The sequence below is a fragment of the Calothrix sp. PCC 7507 genome, assembly GCF_000316575.1.
Taxonomy (GTDB): domain Bacteria; phylum Cyanobacteriota; class Cyanobacteriia; order Cyanobacteriales; family Nostocaceae; genus Fortiea.
Genome location: NC_019682.1, coordinates 4,585,220 through 4,601,020, shown reverse-complemented (window position 1 = coordinate 4,601,020; position 15,801 = coordinate 4,585,220). Strand labels below are relative to the sequence as shown.

The following is a 15,801-nucleotide window of genomic DNA, read 5'->3' as shown; positions in this document are numbered from 1 at the left end:
TTATTTTATCTGAACGAGCTGTTTAGCGATCGCATGTACTTCTTGTGTCCAAGCATGATCCGGGTAGCGTAAGCTGAAAATATCACTGCTACCTAACTGAAACATCTCTTCGCATACAGGTAATACACCCGCCACAGTTGCACCATAGGCAGACTTTACCTGTTGGCGCAAGGCTTGAAAATTTAACTTTGGCAGTGCTTTATTAACTACCAACATGATGTTAGGAACATCTAACTTACGTGCTACATCCACAGCGACAGCGGTGCCCTGATAATCTTGATGGTCTGGACGCAGAATTACAATGAGGATATTAGAAATGATAATAGAAAGCAGAGTTTCTTCGTTAATGCCAGGGTGAGTGTCAATAAATAGATAATCCAATTTCAAACGGCGAGTAAGATTACAAAAGCCATCATTGAGTAACCGAGCATCATATCCCTCACGCAGAATCCGAGATATCTCGCCCGTTTTAATACTAGAAGGAATCAAATAAATAGCACCACTCAACCCAAAGGGTTTCGGTTTAATTTTAACTGTTTGACTGACATCATAAGCAGCCTGTTCAATTGCACAACGACCCCAAAGATAATCATTAAGAGTGTAGCCAATTTTTTTCTCATCCAGACCGAAAAGAACGTGGATTCCTGGTGATTGAATATCAGTATCGACAATACCCACCCGCTTACCAGAACGAGCAAGAATTGTTGCTAAATTTGCAGTCACGTTTGACTTACCAGTACCACCACGGAATGAGTGAACAGAGACAACTTTAGACATAATATTTACCTATAAAATTATTGTTAATTATCAGCAAATAAGTACCTGTAATACCTGTAGGGTGGGCACTGCCCACCAGACCCCGCAAATGGTGGGCAGTGCCCACCCTACGGAATATTGCCAAATTCAAGCGTAAATCAGTCACCAATGACAAATGACCAATGACCAATAACAAATAACAAATGACAAATAACAAATGACCTATTCATCTGACCATTTATTTCTAATGTCTTTAGCTTCTGCACGCAATTTTTGGAAGTAATCAGAACCAGCAATTTCTTCCACTTCCTCATTTTTCTTAGCTTGGTCAATCTGAACTCGGAGTTGTTGCATTTGTTTTTTCCAGGCTTGCTCACGGGTTTGAATCTCATGTACCATGCGATAGAAAACCTTACCCAGCTTGCCTAACTCATCAGTCCGCTTGGCAATCACGGCTAATTTTTGCAGTTCTAATTCTTTATCTCCTGACTGAGAATCCATTGTATCCATACTAATTTTTTCAGCCAATAGAGCCATTGGTCTAATAGGCTGGATAACGTTCTTTTTCAGCAAATAATTAATTAGCAGAATCACTAATGTAAAAATTAAAATGAAAATTCCAATAACTAAAGAAAAAGTCTTGTGGGCATTTTCAAAAACCTTACTAGCTGGAACATAGATAATTTGAGTACCAATAATTTCATTCAGCTTCCAGTTAAAACCATTTTCGGCTCCATACATTGCTACTTGACTTTTAGGTGCTGCCTCTGGCGTAGAGTGACAGCGCAAACAACTCTGTTGTTTAATCACCAAAGGTCGAGTGCTATAAAACAATTTTTCTCCAAATAAAGTCCGAAAACCCGATAGGTTGTCCAAACTGGAATCTTGGCGAAAACTTTCTACCAAATTAGTTTCAAATTCATCGGCTTTATCCCGCAAATTTGTCGGGTTAATTGTGGCATCTTTATATAGAAAGTTCTCATATTCTTTATGCTGACGAAGATTCTCAAAAACTTCCCTTGCCGAAAAGCTAGGTACTGTTTCTGGGATAAATTGTGGCTGTTTTTCCTCGATGGACGATAAGAGGGGACTGACATGAGTGTTAGTATAGTTTGTGACTGAGTTCATCATTTGCATCAGAACTTGTCCACGATAATTGACTTCATCTTCGGCTCTTTGTTCAAGTGCTTTGGATAAAGCTAGTCCACTGATTAAAATAGTGCCTATAAAAACCAGAGATAGAAACAAGGTAAATTTGGTTGCCAGTTTGAGATTACCTAACATGGCTTTGGGATCTTTTGTATATAGTAGTGATTGCAATGGAGGGGAAACCTACAAGCGAGCGGGGAAACTCCGCCCCTACGAGAATTATCCTTCTTTTATGCAACCCCCTATCTATATACTAAAAATTTCCCTAAGGAGATACATCTACAAAATGTCTTGAATTTTCTAACTTTCGTTGAGCTATTAGGCAAATATTCCTATAACTTTTGTTAGAGGCTATTTTTAACCAATAAGCGAACTGTATCGGCTCACATAGGACTACTATTTGATTTTTGAAATACACTTAGAAATATTAGGTAGGGTAGGCAATGCCCACCAAAACCCGCATGTTGTGGGCATTGCCCACCCTACAACTACTGAGATTTTTTCAACAATTCAACCGGATTCCCATAGCATTTCTCTATTAGGTAAGTACTTAGACAGTATTAATTACACACATTGTTTTTTTCCCTCGCCTTTAACTGGGGAATTCATGAGAATAATTCTAGCTTTTAGCTCCTGACTCCTTGAAGTTAGGTATATTTATGATGAATTTTTGTAAATTTAATAATTAAAATTAGTCGGAACTATATTTTACCCATGAGTCATCAAAGGCTATCATGAGCGCAGTTAATTATTGTATATTTACTTAAAAAGTTTAGTTACTTTTTTGATAGCTTTTTCGCCATGCTTCAAGATGCTCTATAGATATTGATTTAGTCACAACATTTACACCATTCCCTCGCCAATCAACGTCTGGATCTGTTGTAAATACCCCACACTCTAATTGTTCATTCCTGATACTCCAATATTCACTAAATCGACTTTTTAAAGTAATAACCTGCTCAAAAACCTTGTTTCTGTGTTTATTTCTGCGTTTTCTTTCTGTGGCTCCCGTTGCTTCTGTATCAATAAATTTAGTCTCTATGATGAAGATATTGCCTTGAGAAGTCAGGTAGACAAAATCACATTTTCCTAAGTCTGTGTAATCTGCAATTGGCGATTTTTCAAACAACAATAATTCTGAACATGAAGGAAATAGAGTTTTCAGATTCAGAAATAAATAAGCTTGTAATAGCAGTTCTTTATCATAAGGAAAAACAATCACTCCCTCAAAAAACTTTTTAATATCTTCTCGAGTTTGAGGTTGAATTGTTTTGCAATATGAAACAAATCTATTTAGGTCATTTGCGATCATCAATTGCTTGCTCCTTCCCCTGGCTATCGCTTAAATGTCTTGGCATCAAAAGATACCATTTATAAAAGGGGATAATCATCAGCGTAAGTAACTAAAAAATCGATTGAATCTTTAATTAGCTAGGGTTATATACTGATGACGGAACGGTAAAAGTCATATTAAGTAACTTCAGCAGTAAACGCTGGGCAATGCCCACCCCACGTTTAATTCAAAAATCACATAATAGTCCTATACTTCAGACTTCTTTTGACTTCAACTACCAGTCAATGGTTTTACATGAGCGATAAATCTAGCATTTTGCAGGGCTTGAACGGTTATCCTAGAATCTTGTACACAAAATTGCCAACCCAACCGAACCAGTTTGCGAGAATTTTCAGTTTGTACAATTCCGATCACTGGCATTTTTGCCTTTTCTTTATCCCCTGACTGCTCTTGTAAAATTGTTTTTAAGCGCTGTAGTTCTTGAATATCGCCTGCTTGCTGGGGATTCAGTTCTACCATCACCATTTGTACTGTTTCTACTGGTTCTGCATCTTCAACAATAAATTGATTTTTTTCATCACGCCGGTCTACTTTACCCCAAATAATCAACCTAGCATCAACTTGAAGTAGTGAACTAATACGTTCATAAGTTTTTGGAAAGACTACAGCCTCTAATTGTGTAGTTAAATCTTCTATTTGTAAAATTGCCATTGAGTCGCCTTTTTTAGTCAAGACTTTTTTCACGCCATTGAGCATAATAACTGCACAAAGCTTTGTGTCTTCTCTTTGTTCGCTAAGTTGCGAAAGGTTAATTGGCGTCAGTAGTGGTGCTATTTGTCTTAAAGATTTTAGTGGATGATCTGATACATAAAAACCCAAAAGTTCTTTTTCTAGACGTAATTTTTCCTGGGGTGGAAAATCAGCAACAGGTTGGGATTTGGGAGCAATTTCAAAAGCATTACTTGTGGTTTTGCCATTAGGAGTAGAGAAGCCACCGCCTAATAGATCAAAAATACTTCCTTGACCGCTAGCTTTATCTTTGGCGCGAGACTGTGCCCAATCATATACTAGTGGTAGGTCATTCATTAACTGCTGGCGATTAGATTCGATTTTGTCAAAGGCTCCACAAGAAATCAACGACTCTAAAGTCCTGCGGTTAACGGCACGCAAATCGATGCGATCGCAAAAATCCCCTAGAGATTTAAACCCCTCTCCCTCGTTTCTCGCTTCTAAAATACAGGCGATCGCATTTTGTCCCACATTCCGCACTGCAGAAAATCCAAATAAAATTTTTCCCGCCGCTGGTGTAAAATCCAAACCAGAGCGGTTAATATCCGGCGGATCAATCTGAATACCCATATTGGTGCAGTTGTTAATATATTTCTGCACCTTATCTGTGTCGCCACTGTTAGCTGTCAACAGCGCCGCCATATACTCTAGCGGATAATTAGCTTTTAAATATGCAGTTTGATAGGTCACATAACCATAAGCAGTTGAATGGGATTTATTGAAACAATTAGACGCAACTAAACCATTTCTAATAGCAAAGTTATGATCTAGCTCAACCCCAATGTCATAGACATTTTCTTTACCTATATATTTGCGCGTAATTACTTTCACCATCTTCCCCAATCTCCCTAAAAGCAAATTATAAAATTAATTAAGGTAATGGGGGTCAGAAGTCAAGGGTCAAGGGTCAAGAATTATTTCTCCCCAATCCCCAATCCCCAGTCCCCAGTCCCCAGTCCCCCAGTCCCCAATCCCCAATCCCCAATCCCTAATGCCCAATAAACCTGAATATGTACTAAAATCAATGACTTGAGTCACAAAGGGAGCAATCATGGCATCCATCCGCGAGCTGCACGAACAGCTGATTAAAAAAGAACGTTCTGCCGTTGAAATCACCCAAGAAGCTTTAGATCGCATTCAAGCGCTAGAGCCAAAATTGCATAGTTTTTTACATGTGACGGCACAAGGGGCGTTAGCACAGGCTCGTGCTGTGGATGGTAAAATCGCTGCTGGGGAAGAAATTGGGCTGCTGGCGGGGATTCCTATTGGTATTAAAGACAACATGTGTACCAAGGGGATTCCGACTACTTGCGGCTCTCGGATTCTAGAAAATTTTGTACCACCTTATGAATCAACGGTGACACAAAAACTGGCAGATGCTGGAGCCATCATGGTAGGCAAAACCAATTTAGATGAGTTTGCTATGGGTAGTTCCACAGAAAACTCTGCTTACCAAGTCACCGCTAATCCCTGGGATATCTCTAGGGTTCCGGGGGGTTCTTCTGGGGGTTCTGCGGCGGCGGTGGCGGCGGCTGAATGTGTGGTTGCTATTGGTTCTGATACTGGTGGTTCGATTCGTCAACCTGCTTCTTTCTGTGGGGTGGTGGGGTTAAAACCAACTTATGGACTGGTTTCCCGCTATGGTTTGGTGGCTTATGCTTCATCTTTGGATCAGATTGGCCCATTTGGACGCACAGTAGAAGATGCTGCAATATTATTAAATGCGATCGCAGGTTATGATCCTCAAGACTCCACTAGCCTCAAAGTAGAAATTCCCAATTACGCCGCCAGTTTAAAACCAGACCTCAAAGCCAGAAGAAAGCTGAGAATCGGTATCATCAAAGAAACCTTTGGTGAAGGCTTGGATTCCGTGGTAGAACAAGCCGTTACCAAAGCGATTGATCAACTTCAAGCTTTGGGCGCAGAAATTCATATAGTTTCTTGTCCCACTTTCCGCTATGGCGTGCCTAGCTACTACATTATTGCCCCATCGGAAGCATCAGCTAACCTCGCTCGTTACGATGGTGTTAAGTACGGTTTACGCGCTTCTGACGCTGATAATCTGCTATCAATGTACACTCGTACCCGTGCCACTGGTTTTGGTACAGAAGTCAAGCGGCGGATCATGATTGGTACTTACGCCCTTTCTGCTGGTTATTACGATGCTTACTACCTCAAAGCACAAAAAGTCCGCACCCTAATTAAGCAAGACTTTGAAAAAGCTTTTAAGCTAGTTGATGTCTTAGTTTGTCCCACCGCTCCCACTACAGCATTCAAAGCCGGGGAAAAAATAACTGATCCCTTGAGTATGTACTTAAATGACTTGATGACTATTCCTGTCAATCTTGCAGGTTTACCGGGTATAAGTGTTCCTTGTGGCTTTGATGACAAGGGATTACCGATTGGATTGCAGCTAATTGGTCAAGTGCTGCGAGAAGATCAATTATTTCAAGTGGCTCATGCTTATGAGCAATCCACTAATTGGCATGTGCGTGAGCCGCAACTATAGCAACAAGTTTGATTAACTTTCCCTAGACTTGAAAGTCTGGGGAAAGTTGAACTTTGCTAGCTTACACAAAAAAATAAGCTTGCTACAGTGGGATTCGAGAAAACTTTGTCAATATTATTAAAAGTACAACTAATCCACTGACCCAAAGTGCTAAAGACCCCCAACTCACAGAATCTTGTCTGATTTTTTGCCACAAAGTAGCAATCATATTATTACGGACTGCCATTGGAAAACCTCCAATTTGTAGTGATGAGACAGCCAGCAAATGTATTTATCTCAAGGCATTTACTCGCTGTGACTCAGTCTAAAATCTTTCAAAAAATATTTTCCCTTTAGATATATTTTCTCACAGGTAACTGTTAACACTCATGACTTTTACTATCCTGCAAAAATTCTTAATACTATAAGTAGGTAGACAGAATTAAATATAAAACTGCTGTAGAGTGTGTGAAGGTTTCTGCAGGGTAAGGAAAACCTTAGATGGTGCGTTACGCGCTTCGCGCTAACACACCCTACATGATCTTCTAATTATTTGCGCCTACTTACTTAGCAGGCAATCTAGCAATAGGCAATAGGCAATGGGAAAGAAGGATTTTTGAGTTGTACTGAGTTCTTTTAAAATCAAATAGGAGTCCTATACAAGTACACTATGACAGGACAACAGCACCGCATCACCAATTAAACTATGCAACAATTCAAGACTTTATTGCGTGTTCGTCACTATGAAATGGACACTCTTGGACATGTCAATAATGCAGTTTACCAAAACTACTTAGAACAAGCAGCTATTGAACACTCAGAACATCTGGGTTTAACTCTGGATACCTATCGAGAACTGGGTGGTACGTTTGTCATGCGCCGGGTAGAAATTGACTATCTACGCCCATCTGTAGCAGGCGACACCTTGGAAGTTACCACTTGGTTGAGAGAAATTCGCGGTACTCGTGCTTTTCGACATTATGAAATTCGCAAACAATACCAAGAAGATTTGTTAGTTACTGCTGAGGCGCTGTGGGTTTGGGTGGAAGTCAAAACAATGCGTCCAAGACCGATTCCCAATCTGATGTTGGAGAAATTTTTGCCTACATAACCCTTGACTGTTGACAAATGACAAATGACAAATAACATACAAAGTGAGTAAATTTAATACAGAAGTACTCAGATTTTTACAGACTATGATGTTAAATGTGCAAAATATTAGGCTGTAGGAACTGCTATCAAAATTATACCAGTACATCAGGATTCTCAGGTTAAAATTATGGAGCAAAATCAAGATCAACAGCGCCACGCCGCTGCTCAAAAGTTTCAAGCAGCGCTCCATCACTTGGAGGATATCTTACAAGAAAATCCGACTGAGGATGAAGTCGCCTCAGAATTGCCTCCTATTAGCGAGAGTGATTCCCAGCTAGATGAAGATTTGGGGTCTATTGATTTAGAGGCTTTGGAGGAGGCTGTTGCTGATATTGAGCAGTATTTGGAAGAAAAGAAAAAATAACCGCCACGAGTGAAAGTTGATCACTGATACGTTATTTGTCGCTGCGCTTCGTATAACATTAAGGCTGCGGCGATCGCTACATTTAATGACTCTACTCCTGGACTCAGGGGTATTTTCACATGCTGATCTGCCATTGCTGCCAAATCTGCTGATAAACCAGCACCTTCATTCCCTAGTAAAATTAAACTGGGTTTTCGCCAGTCTATCTCCCAGTAAGTTGAAGTGGCACTGGGTAAGGTTGCTACTATCTGCATTCCTTGCTGCTGACAATGTTTAACCGTAGCTTTTAAATCTTCGCTCACCGCTGTCGCTAGGCGAAACCACTGGCCGGCAGATGCACGCAAAACTTTAGGATTATCTAAATCTACACTATCCCCACTCATCCATAAACCCGACGCACCAGCCGCCGCTGCTGTGCGAATAATTGTACCCAGATTACCGGGATCTTGGATGGTTTCCAGGGCTAGGACTAAGCCAGTCAAAGGTACTTGAGTTTGAATATTGCCCCGTTTTGCCGTTGCGACTACGCCATCAGGTTGTACTGTAGTAGCGATCGCTGCTAAAACTTCTTGGCTGACAATTTCTAGGCGATCGCTGCGGCTACAAGCTTCCTGCCATAATAACGGATGATCTGCTTGCCATTGTGGGGTACAACACACTGCTTCTAAGGGGTAATTCACTGCACAAGCTTCCGTCAACAAATGCGTCCCTTCTAATAAAAATAGACCCTGTTTCTGCCTTTCTTTAGTAGAGTGCAGCTTGCGGATTTGCTTGACTAAAGGATTTTGTAAACTAGTCAGCACGATTTTAATTTTTAGATTGCCGATTTCAGATTAATCTAAAATCTAAAATTGATATGCGGAACCCGGGACTTGAACCCGGAAGCCTTGCGGCACTAGAACCTGAATCTAGCGCGTCTGCCAATTCCGCCAGTTCCGCTGGCATATTGTATTATTCACAATTTCTAATTATTGCTCATTTACCGATAATCTGTCAAGTAGAGTTACCCGGCCAACAGCTACCGAAATATGTCATGCTTTTACTGAGTATAGAGTTTTGCCACAGAGAAAATCTTTAATATTTGTTTTTTGCCAATTTTTTAAATTCCCATAAGCCTTACTAACGCTTGTTTTCAGCCGTCATTTCCTACCAAAAAAAATCGTTTATCAATGCCGGATTTAGCGCCAAAATGTAGATAAATCAAATCTTTACTGTAGAATCGAAACCAACTTCAAACCTTTAAAATTGACGTATTTATTTTGGAGGTAGGCTTATTAATCCTTCTAGCAGCTTACCAGATGCCAAATCGTCACCAGAAGCAGACTCCTCAGTCTTGCAAATCTGGGGTGGGCATCCTTTGCGAGGTCATGTAAAAATTAGCGGGGCTAAAAATTCAGCACTGGTGATCATGGCTGGAACCTTGCTATGTTCAGGAGATTGTCGTATCCGCAATGTTCCCTTATTAGCGGACGTAGAGCGGATGGGTCAAGTTTTATTGGCTTTGGGTGTGCGCCTCACACGACAAGGCGACATTTTAGATATTAATGCCAGCGAAATTACCACATCAAAGGCTCCCTACGAACTGGTGACGCAACTGCGGGCAAGTTTTTTTGCCATTGGCCCAATTTTGGCCCGATTAGGAGTGGCGCAAATGCCATTACCAGGTGGTTGTGCAATTGGGGCTAGACCAGTGGATTTGCATGTCCGAGGACTGCAAGCGATGGGAGCCGAAGTGCAAATTGAGCATGGGATTTGTAACGCCTATGTTCCCGGTAGCAGTGGCAGGTTAAAAGGGGCCAAGATTTACTTAGACACCCCCAGCGTGGGAGCAACGGAAACGTTGATGATGGCCGCTACTCTAGCAGATGGCGAAACAATCATCGAAAACGCTGCCAGGGAGCCAGAAGTTGTTGATCTGGCGAATTTTTGTAATGCAATGGGTGCGAAGATTCAGGGTGCTGGCACTAGTAAAATTACTGTTGTCGGTGTCTCTAAGTTGCATTCAGTCGAATACAATATCATTCCCGATCGCATTGAAACAGGAACTTTTTTGGTAGCTGGAGCAATTACGCGCTCAGAACTTACCCTGTCGCCAGTGTGCCCAGACCATTTGATCCCAGTGATTGCCAAACTGCGAGATATTGGTGTGCCGATTATTGAGGAAGCACCAGACTGCTTACGCATCCTACCAGCAACAACCCTCAAAGCTACGGACATTGAAACCTTGCCCCATCCAGGATTTCCTACGGATATGCAAGCACCGTTCATGGCCTTGTTGACACTGGCAGAAGGTGACAGCCTGATTAACGAATCTGTATTTGAAAATCGTTTACGTCATGCTTCTGAGTTGAATCGCTTAGGCGCGGATATTCGTGTCAAAGGCAACGCTGCCTTTGTCAGGGGTGTGCCAATGTTATCGGGCGCACCAGTGTTAGGTACAGACTTAAGGGCATCGGCAGCTTTAGTCATAGCCGGACTAGCAGCCGAAGGACAGACCACCATTCAGGGCTTAAATCATCTTGACCGCGGCTACGATCGCCTCGATGTCAAATTACAACAATTGGGGGCAAGGATCACCCGCGTGGGCGAAGTATCAGCAGATACAGAATTAGCTCCCAGCGTCAGTAATCCGCCATCTCCGATTACGACTTAGTAGACAGGTGGGCATTGCCCACCCTACTTAATCGCTATACTAGCTGTGGGAGGCTGTTTTTCAACCAGCCACAATCCACAGTCTTGTTAGTTTCAAGCTTGCTGCACCATGTCTTTCTTAAAAACCCCACTGCTTGGTTTAAAAGCCGACTCATTTCGTCACCCATTAGACTTGGAAGCCACCAAAGCTCTCAAGCAGATACCAGGTTTAGATATGGTGGTGCGAAATTGGCTAGGGCCAATGGCAGAGCAAATTTTTTATGTAGAAAATATAGCCGCTAGTGTGCTGGTTGGTGAAAAACAACTGCCCGATTTACACAATCTGCTACTAGAAGCCTGCAAAATTTTGGATATTGAGCCGCCCCAATTGTACATTAGGCAACATCCGGCTCCCAACGCCTACACCTTTGCAATGCGAGGCAAGCAGCCGTTTATTGTGGTGCATACCTCCCTGATTGATATTCTTACACCAGCAGAAATCCAGGCGGTGATTGCCCACGAATTAGGGCATCTTAAGTGTGATCACAGTGTTTACTTAACTCCTGTAAATGTCTTAATATTAGCCGCCGCCGCTTTACCGAATGTGGGCACATTTGTAGCCCAAGCCATCCAAGCACAACTTTTAGAATGGGTACGCTGTGCTGAGTTTACCTGCGATCGCGCCGCCTTACTAGCAACCCAAGACCCCAAAGTGGTCATGTCAGTGTTAATGAAGCTTGCAGGCGGTTCACCGAGATTAGCACCACAATTAAATCTCGATGCCTTCGTTGACCAAGCCCGCGCCTATGATGATATCAGCAAGACAGAACTAGGCGAAATGGTTAAAGTCGCCCGCACAGCCCAGTTAACCCATCCAGTACCAGTATTACGAGCCAGAGAAATTGATCGCTGGTCTAGCAGTCAAGAATATCAACTTTTATTGCAAAGTCAAGGTAATAGTACTAGTGAAGTATCTTCTCAAGGTGGCTGGCGAAATTGGTAATTAGGTTTGCAGGAAAAAAACTCTGCGAACCTCAGCGCTTACCTCAGCGCCCCTCTGCGTTGAAAAATTAATTCTTAAAACAATTTTTAAGAGCTTTGCTAAATGAGAATGTAAATTTATCTCACGCAGAGGCGCAGAAGAAGATGCACCACCCCATTAACCTCTTTGAATACGAACACCTAGCAAAAGAGCATCTATCGCAAATGGCGCTCGATTACTATAGCAGTGGGGCGTGGGATGAAGTGACACTACGGGATAATCGCGCTGCGTTTGAGCGAGTTAAATTGCACCCACGGATGTTAGTGGATGTGAGCGATCGCTATCTCAACACCTCCATTTTAGGACAATCCTTAAAACTACCTTTGCTCATTGCGCCGATGGCTTTCCAATGTCTGGCGCATCCAGATGGAGAAGTCGCCACAGCCTTAGCCGCAGCCTCAGCAGGTGTGGGTATGGTATTAAGTACCTTGGCGACTAAAACTATGGAAGAGGTAGCATTACCCAATTCTCTGCAATGGTTCCAACTTTACATCCACAAAGACAGGGGATTGACTCGCGCCTTAGTAGAAAGGGCTAACGCCGTAGGCTACAAAGCAATTTGTCTAACTGTCGATGCTCCCGTTTTAGGACGAAGAGAACGGGATCAGCGTAATCAGTTTACCTTGCCGCCAGGCTTACATGCAGCCAATCTTGCAACCCTAAATATTCCCCATGCCCAAGGAGAATCTGGATTATTTACCTATTTTGCTCAACAACTCAACCCAGCAATAACTTGGCGAGATTTGGAGTGGCTACAGTCCATTAGTCCACTACCTTTGGTGATTAAAGGTATTTTACGAGGAGATGACGCTGTGCGGGCTGTGGAGTATGGCGCGAAAGCAATTGTGGTTTCTAATCATGGTGGGAGACAACTTGATGGGGCGATCGCCTCTTTAGACGCTTTGGCGGCGATCGTTGCCGCAGTAGATGGTAGAGTAGAAGTGCTGATGGATGGAGGTATCCGCCGAGGTACAGACATTCTCAAAGCGATCGCCCTAGGAGCAAAGGCTGTACTGATTGGACGACCTGTTTTGTGGGGATTGGCAGTAAACGGAAAAGCAGGCGTGTCTCACATCATTTCATTGCTACAGCATGAGTTAGACGTGGCTATGGCACTTACTGGTTGCCCTAGCTTAGAAGATATTGACTCTAGCTTAGTACAGCTTGATCTGAAGTCATAGCCTGTCGCACCCATTATTAGGCAAAACCACCTCTAAATACTCTTCCTTACACCCTGCGCCCTGCTTGTTCCCTGCTATACATTAGCAAAATTCAGTAGCAAATCTGAGCGCAAAACCGTTTAATAGAGTATAATAGTAAAGTTGCACCCAAGGGCGGGTGGCGAAATTGGTAGACGCACCACACTCAAAATGTGGCGGCCTTGCGGTCATAGGAGTTCGATTCTCCTCCTGCCCATTTTTAAATTAAGTTATAGCAATCCTCAAAGAACGTGTACAGTGACTAATTATTTGTCACTGTACAATTCAATCGTATGTACACCGTAGAGACTGATTTTGCACAGCACAATCAGGGAGAGGCTTTTTTGAACTGCGTGTGGGATAAATCGTCAATTGCATTGAGAAAGCCTTGTGTGTACACCATAGCTCTGTCAAGATGCAAAAATGAAAGCCTCACAGCCTCGTGTTAATCCGAGTCCAAGCTTTCACTACTACCTGTAAATTCTGTGGCAGATTATTTTGAGAAATATCGTTATACTGAACCGTACCTTCTCGGCTAGTGAGTGTGTAGGTGATGTAATCAGCCGCAATATTAGGTGCTGGGTAGCTTAAATTTTTAAATTCACCGAATCTTGAGCGTTCTAGCAATTGCTGAAACTGTTGTACCTGTGGCGAAGAAATCTGGCGTATAGTACGCTCAGAATCATTAGCATCACCAATCCGCACACGAATCAAACGCCCATCATTAAGTAAAACGGTTTCATAAGTTCTGCCAGTCAAGCCACCACTGGAGATTTGACGAAATAGTACATTTCTATCCAAAGGTGGCGGTAACTGATTGGCGGGAATGGGTACAGGCTTCAGGCTACTTGGTTTAGGATCATTAATTTCGCTAGCCTTTTCATTTACCCTAACCACAGTACCTGTTTGATTAGTGTGATAAATCAAAGTTTGATTAACTGCGCCGACAACCACCCGCCAACCTGATACCAAAGCGGCTGTACAAACTTGATTAGCATCCGCTAATTCTAAACAGCCATCTCTCCAAGTCCGTTGTTGGCTATCAAGAATATTTAGCCGAGCAACTGGCTGCTGCAAGCGTGCAGATGCATCTCGCAAAACCACATTTTTGATAGATTGTGGTAATTTTGTTGGTAGGTTATTTGTGGGAGTCTTTGCAGCAGCTAAACGCACAGAACGCCCGTTGCTATTGGTGTGATAAATCCAGTTTTGCTTACCATCAGACACTCCAACCAGCCAGCCAGGAACTAACACTTGGGTACAAAGTTCATTGTTTTGAGGTAATTCCAAACAACCATTACGCCAAGTCTGTTGGTTGTAATTAATAACTTGCAGTTTTTGTCGAGAAATACCTTCTCTTGCCGATAAATCCCGCAGTACCGCATTAATTACTGAGCGCGGTAATCGGGTTTGTCTCAGGTTTTGTTTAGTAAATTCATTTGTCGTCTCAGGCGAAACTGTCACAGCCGCAGCAGTAGCACTTTTGACAAGTGTTAACCCACTACCAACAGATAAAATCCCAGTTAAAACTAAAGCAGCACAATAATTCTTTAGCAGATTTTTCATAGTTAAATGACAAGATTGATGATTATTTACTAGTTACAAGACAGATAACTATAGAAATCAGGTTTGATTTTTGAACAAAATTAGGTATTTGTAGGGTGCGTTAGCGTTTCGCGTAACGCACCAAACCCCTGTCTAGACTAAAATAGTCTATTCAGAAATCAAATATGAGTCCTATAGAAGTTCTATATATAAAAGAATATAATCCTAAAGCCTAGGCATATAGAATTAAATAAGCGTCTGTCTTCTGAAGCAGATTTGAAGATAGACGCTAATGTGTTTATTAATTGTTCCTAGGCTTTTACCAAAAGTTTATATATTTTTACCAGTAATCACCCTACTAAATCAATTAATTGGCTGGTTTTAGGCTTTTTGAGGATCAGAATTCCCAAACCTGTAGATCAAAATTTAAAATAGTATTAAGCAATGAATAGTTGCAGTTTACTTAACTAGATGTTAGCTATATTTAATTTAATAGCACTAGCAATCCAGTTTTTCAAATCAGATACCAGCCAAACGCCTGTGCAGAGAGATACTCAAGCAATGAGTGCTTTTCGTTCAACTGTAGTATTAGGCGTATCAAATCTGATAGTACTAGATGCCCAGTCTTTCAAATCAGGTGCTAGCCAGACTAGTTTGCGGAGAGTTTCGTCGTTTACCCACAACACCAGGGGACAATGAAACTTCTTGCGAAACTCGTCTCGCATCAGGTTGGTGCTGATGATCAGTTGATTAATCTCCACTACAGACTCTAAACCTCGCACCATTAAAGCACCGGGTTGAACGGCATTTATGTTTGTGGCGATAGTGGTGTATAGTGTTTCAGTCTCTGGGGTGAGATGAATTTCTTGGATATCCACCGATGAGAATTCTGTGAGTAAACTGAGGATTTGCTGTTGACGATTTATAGAATTGCAAGAAGCCAAAATTAATGAAAACTCTCCGGCAGAAACCATCAACGCCCTTGCTAGCCGCTTGGTAGCGGCGACGGTGTTTACCACGCTTTCTTGTTGACTACTTAAGCTGTTGATCATTTAAAATCCTGCCTTTGGTTTTAAAATTAGCTTAGTGATATTAGTTTAGTTCTCCGGTATAGTTTTTATCAAAGGTATTTCTAAGTAACTTTCAATAACACTTTGATTGGGAGTCCTACAGTAATGCTACGCATGATTCCAAGAATGAGGGTGTAGTGTATAACCCCGCATTTGCGGTAAATGCATATTAGCGTGGTGATTAAAATGCCATGTTGGGGATTGATGACTGTTGACTGTTGAGTGTTAACTGGGGACTGGGGAATTAGGAAGTTTCCTATTGCCTATTGCCTATTGCCTTTTTTGATGACCAACTTGCAACTTCAATGCAGGTATTCTAGTC

Annotated in this window: 13 protein-coding genes and 2 tRNA genes; 7 read left to right on the top strand and 8 right to left on the bottom strand. The window is 42.0% G+C overall.

The genetic code is table 11. From position 1 onward, the window contains the following. The 4 genes from CAL7507_RS19675 to CAL7507_RS19655 all read right to left on the bottom strand — a co-directional run bounded on the left by CAL7507_RS19675 (position 1) and on the right by CAL7507_RS19655 (position 4,822). Positions 1–777, bottom strand: coding sequence for a MinD/ParA family protein (locus CAL7507_RS19675; protein ID WP_015130245.1), 777 nt, complete (start codon positions 775–777; stop codon positions 1–3). 201 nt (positions 778–978) lie between these two features. After that, positions 979–2,040 (bottom strand): DUF3365 domain-containing protein, encoded by a 1,062-nt coding sequence (locus CAL7507_RS19665; RefSeq protein WP_015130244.1) that lies wholly within the window; start codon positions 2,038–2,040, stop codon positions 979–981. A gap of 637 nt (positions 2,041–2,677) precedes the next feature. Continuing rightward, positions 2,678–3,217, bottom strand: a complete 540-nt coding sequence (locus tag CAL7507_RS19660) for a hypothetical protein (RefSeq protein ID WP_015130243.1) — start codon at positions 3,215–3,217, stop codon at positions 2,678–2,680. A gap of 252 nt (positions 3,218–3,469) precedes the next feature. Then, complete coding sequence (locus tag CAL7507_RS19655; RefSeq protein WP_015130242.1) at positions 3,470–4,822, bottom strand: trans-splicing intein-formed DNA polymerase III subunit alpha C-terminal partner DnaE-C; 1,353 nt, start codon at positions 4,820–4,822, stop codon at positions 3,470–3,472. Between the two features lie 217 nt (positions 4,823–5,039). On the opposite strand from CAL7507_RS19655, the gene gatA reads away from it, so the two are divergent. The 3 genes from gatA to CAL7507_RS19640 all read left to right on the top strand — a co-directional run bounded on the left by gatA (position 5,040) and on the right by CAL7507_RS19640 (position 7,992). After that, positions 5,040–6,497 (top strand): Asp-tRNA(Asn)/Glu-tRNA(Gln) amidotransferase subunit GatA, encoded by a 1,458-nt coding sequence (gatA, locus tag CAL7507_RS19650; RefSeq protein WP_015130241.1) that lies wholly within the window; start codon positions 5,040–5,042, stop codon positions 6,495–6,497. 685 nt (positions 6,498–7,182) lie between these two features. Then, positions 7,183–7,587, top strand: a complete 405-nt coding sequence (locus tag CAL7507_RS19645; RefSeq protein WP_015130239.1) for a thioesterase family protein — start codon at positions 7,183–7,185, stop codon at positions 7,585–7,587. A gap of 168 nt (positions 7,588–7,755) precedes the next feature. Then, a complete protein-coding gene (locus tag CAL7507_RS19640; RefSeq protein WP_015130238.1) occupies positions 7,756–7,992 on the top strand; it encodes a hypothetical protein in 237 nt (78 codons plus the stop codon). Positions 7,993–8,012: 20 nt separating this feature from the next. On the opposite strand, the gene CAL7507_RS19635 is transcribed toward CAL7507_RS19640, so the two are convergent. Then, positions 8,013–8,795, bottom strand: coding sequence for an RNA methyltransferase (locus CAL7507_RS19635; protein ID WP_015130237.1), 783 nt, complete (start codon positions 8,793–8,795; stop codon positions 8,013–8,015). 54 nt (positions 8,796–8,849) lie between these two features. Then, positions 8,850–8,931, bottom strand: a tRNA-Leu gene (locus CAL7507_RS19630). A gap of 334 nt (positions 8,932–9,265) precedes the next feature. On the opposite strand from CAL7507_RS19630, the gene murA reads away from it, so the two are divergent. The 4 genes from murA (at position 9,266) to CAL7507_RS19610 (ending at position 13,081) form a co-directional block, all read left to right on the top strand. Next, positions 9,266–10,645 carry a UDP-N-acetylglucosamine 1-carboxyvinyltransferase gene (gene murA / locus CAL7507_RS19625; protein WP_083862912.1) on the top strand — a complete coding sequence of 460 codons (1,380 nt, stop codon included), beginning with the start codon at positions 9,266–9,268 and terminating at the stop codon, positions 10,643–10,645. Between the two features lie 108 nt (positions 10,646–10,753). Continuing rightward, a complete protein-coding gene (locus CAL7507_RS19620) occupies positions 10,754–11,626 on the top strand; it encodes a M48 family metallopeptidase (RefSeq protein WP_015130235.1) in 873 nt (290 codons plus the stop codon). A gap of 143 nt (positions 11,627–11,769) precedes the next feature. Continuing rightward, positions 11,770–12,846: an alpha-hydroxy acid oxidase gene (locus tag CAL7507_RS19615; RefSeq protein ID WP_015130234.1), complete on the top strand. Its 1,077-nt coding sequence runs from the start codon at positions 11,770–11,772 to the stop codon at positions 12,844–12,846. Positions 12,847–12,997: 151 nt separating this feature from the next. Beyond that, positions 12,998–13,081, top strand: a tRNA-Leu gene (locus tag CAL7507_RS19610). A gap of 215 nt (positions 13,082–13,296) precedes the next feature. On the opposite strand, the gene CAL7507_RS19605 is transcribed toward CAL7507_RS19610, so the two are convergent. Both CAL7507_RS19605 and CAL7507_RS19600 read right to left on the bottom strand, forming a co-directional pair. Beyond that, a complete protein-coding gene (locus CAL7507_RS19605; RefSeq protein ID WP_015130233.1) occupies positions 13,297–14,430 on the bottom strand; it encodes a hypothetical protein in 1,134 nt (377 codons plus the stop codon). Positions 14,431–14,963: 533 nt separating this feature from the next. After that, a complete protein-coding gene (locus CAL7507_RS19600; RefSeq protein WP_015130232.1) occupies positions 14,964–15,461 on the bottom strand; it encodes a hypothetical protein in 498 nt (165 codons plus the stop codon). Between the last annotated feature and the right edge of the window lie 340 nt (positions 15,462–15,801).

Excerpts from the sequence above, each read along its gene's own strand:
- CAL7507_RS19660 (WP_015130243.1), bottom strand. The coding sequence starts at position 3,217 with ATGATCGCAAATGACCTAAATAGATTTGTTTCATATTGCAAAACAATT.
- CAL7507_RS19605 (WP_015130233.1), bottom strand. The coding sequence starts at position 14,430 with ATGAAAAATCTGCTAAAGAATTATTGTGCTGCTTTAGTTTTAACTGGG.
- CAL7507_RS19665 (WP_015130244.1), bottom strand. The coding sequence starts at position 2,040 with ATGTTAGGTAATCTCAAACTGGCAACCAAATTTACCTTGTTTCTATCT.
- CAL7507_RS19645 (WP_015130239.1), top strand. The coding sequence starts at position 7,183 with ATGCAACAATTCAAGACTTTATTGCGTGTTCGTCACTATGAAATGGAC.
- CAL7507_RS19640 (WP_015130238.1), top strand. The coding sequence starts at position 7,756 with ATGGAGCAAAATCAAGATCAACAGCGCCACGCCGCTGCTCAAAAGTTT.
- gatA (WP_015130241.1), top strand. The coding sequence starts at position 5,040 with ATGGCATCCATCCGCGAGCTGCACGAACAGCTGATTAAAAAAGAACGT.
- CAL7507_RS19615 (WP_015130234.1), top strand. The coding sequence starts at position 11,770 with ATGCACCACCCCATTAACCTCTTTGAATACGAACACCTAGCAAAAGAG.
- CAL7507_RS19655 (WP_015130242.1), bottom strand. The coding sequence starts at position 4,822 with ATGGTGAAAGTAATTACGCGCAAATATATAGGTAAAGAAAATGTCTAT.
- CAL7507_RS19600 (WP_015130232.1), bottom strand. The coding sequence starts at position 15,461 with ATGATCAACAGCTTAAGTAGTCAACAAGAAAGCGTGGTAAACACCGTC.
- CAL7507_RS19675 (WP_015130245.1), bottom strand. The coding sequence starts at position 777 with ATGTCTAAAGTTGTCTCTGTTCACTCATTCCGTGGTGGTACTGGTAAG.
- CAL7507_RS19620 (WP_015130235.1), top strand. The coding sequence starts at position 10,754 with ATGTCTTTCTTAAAAACCCCACTGCTTGGTTTAAAAGCCGACTCATTT.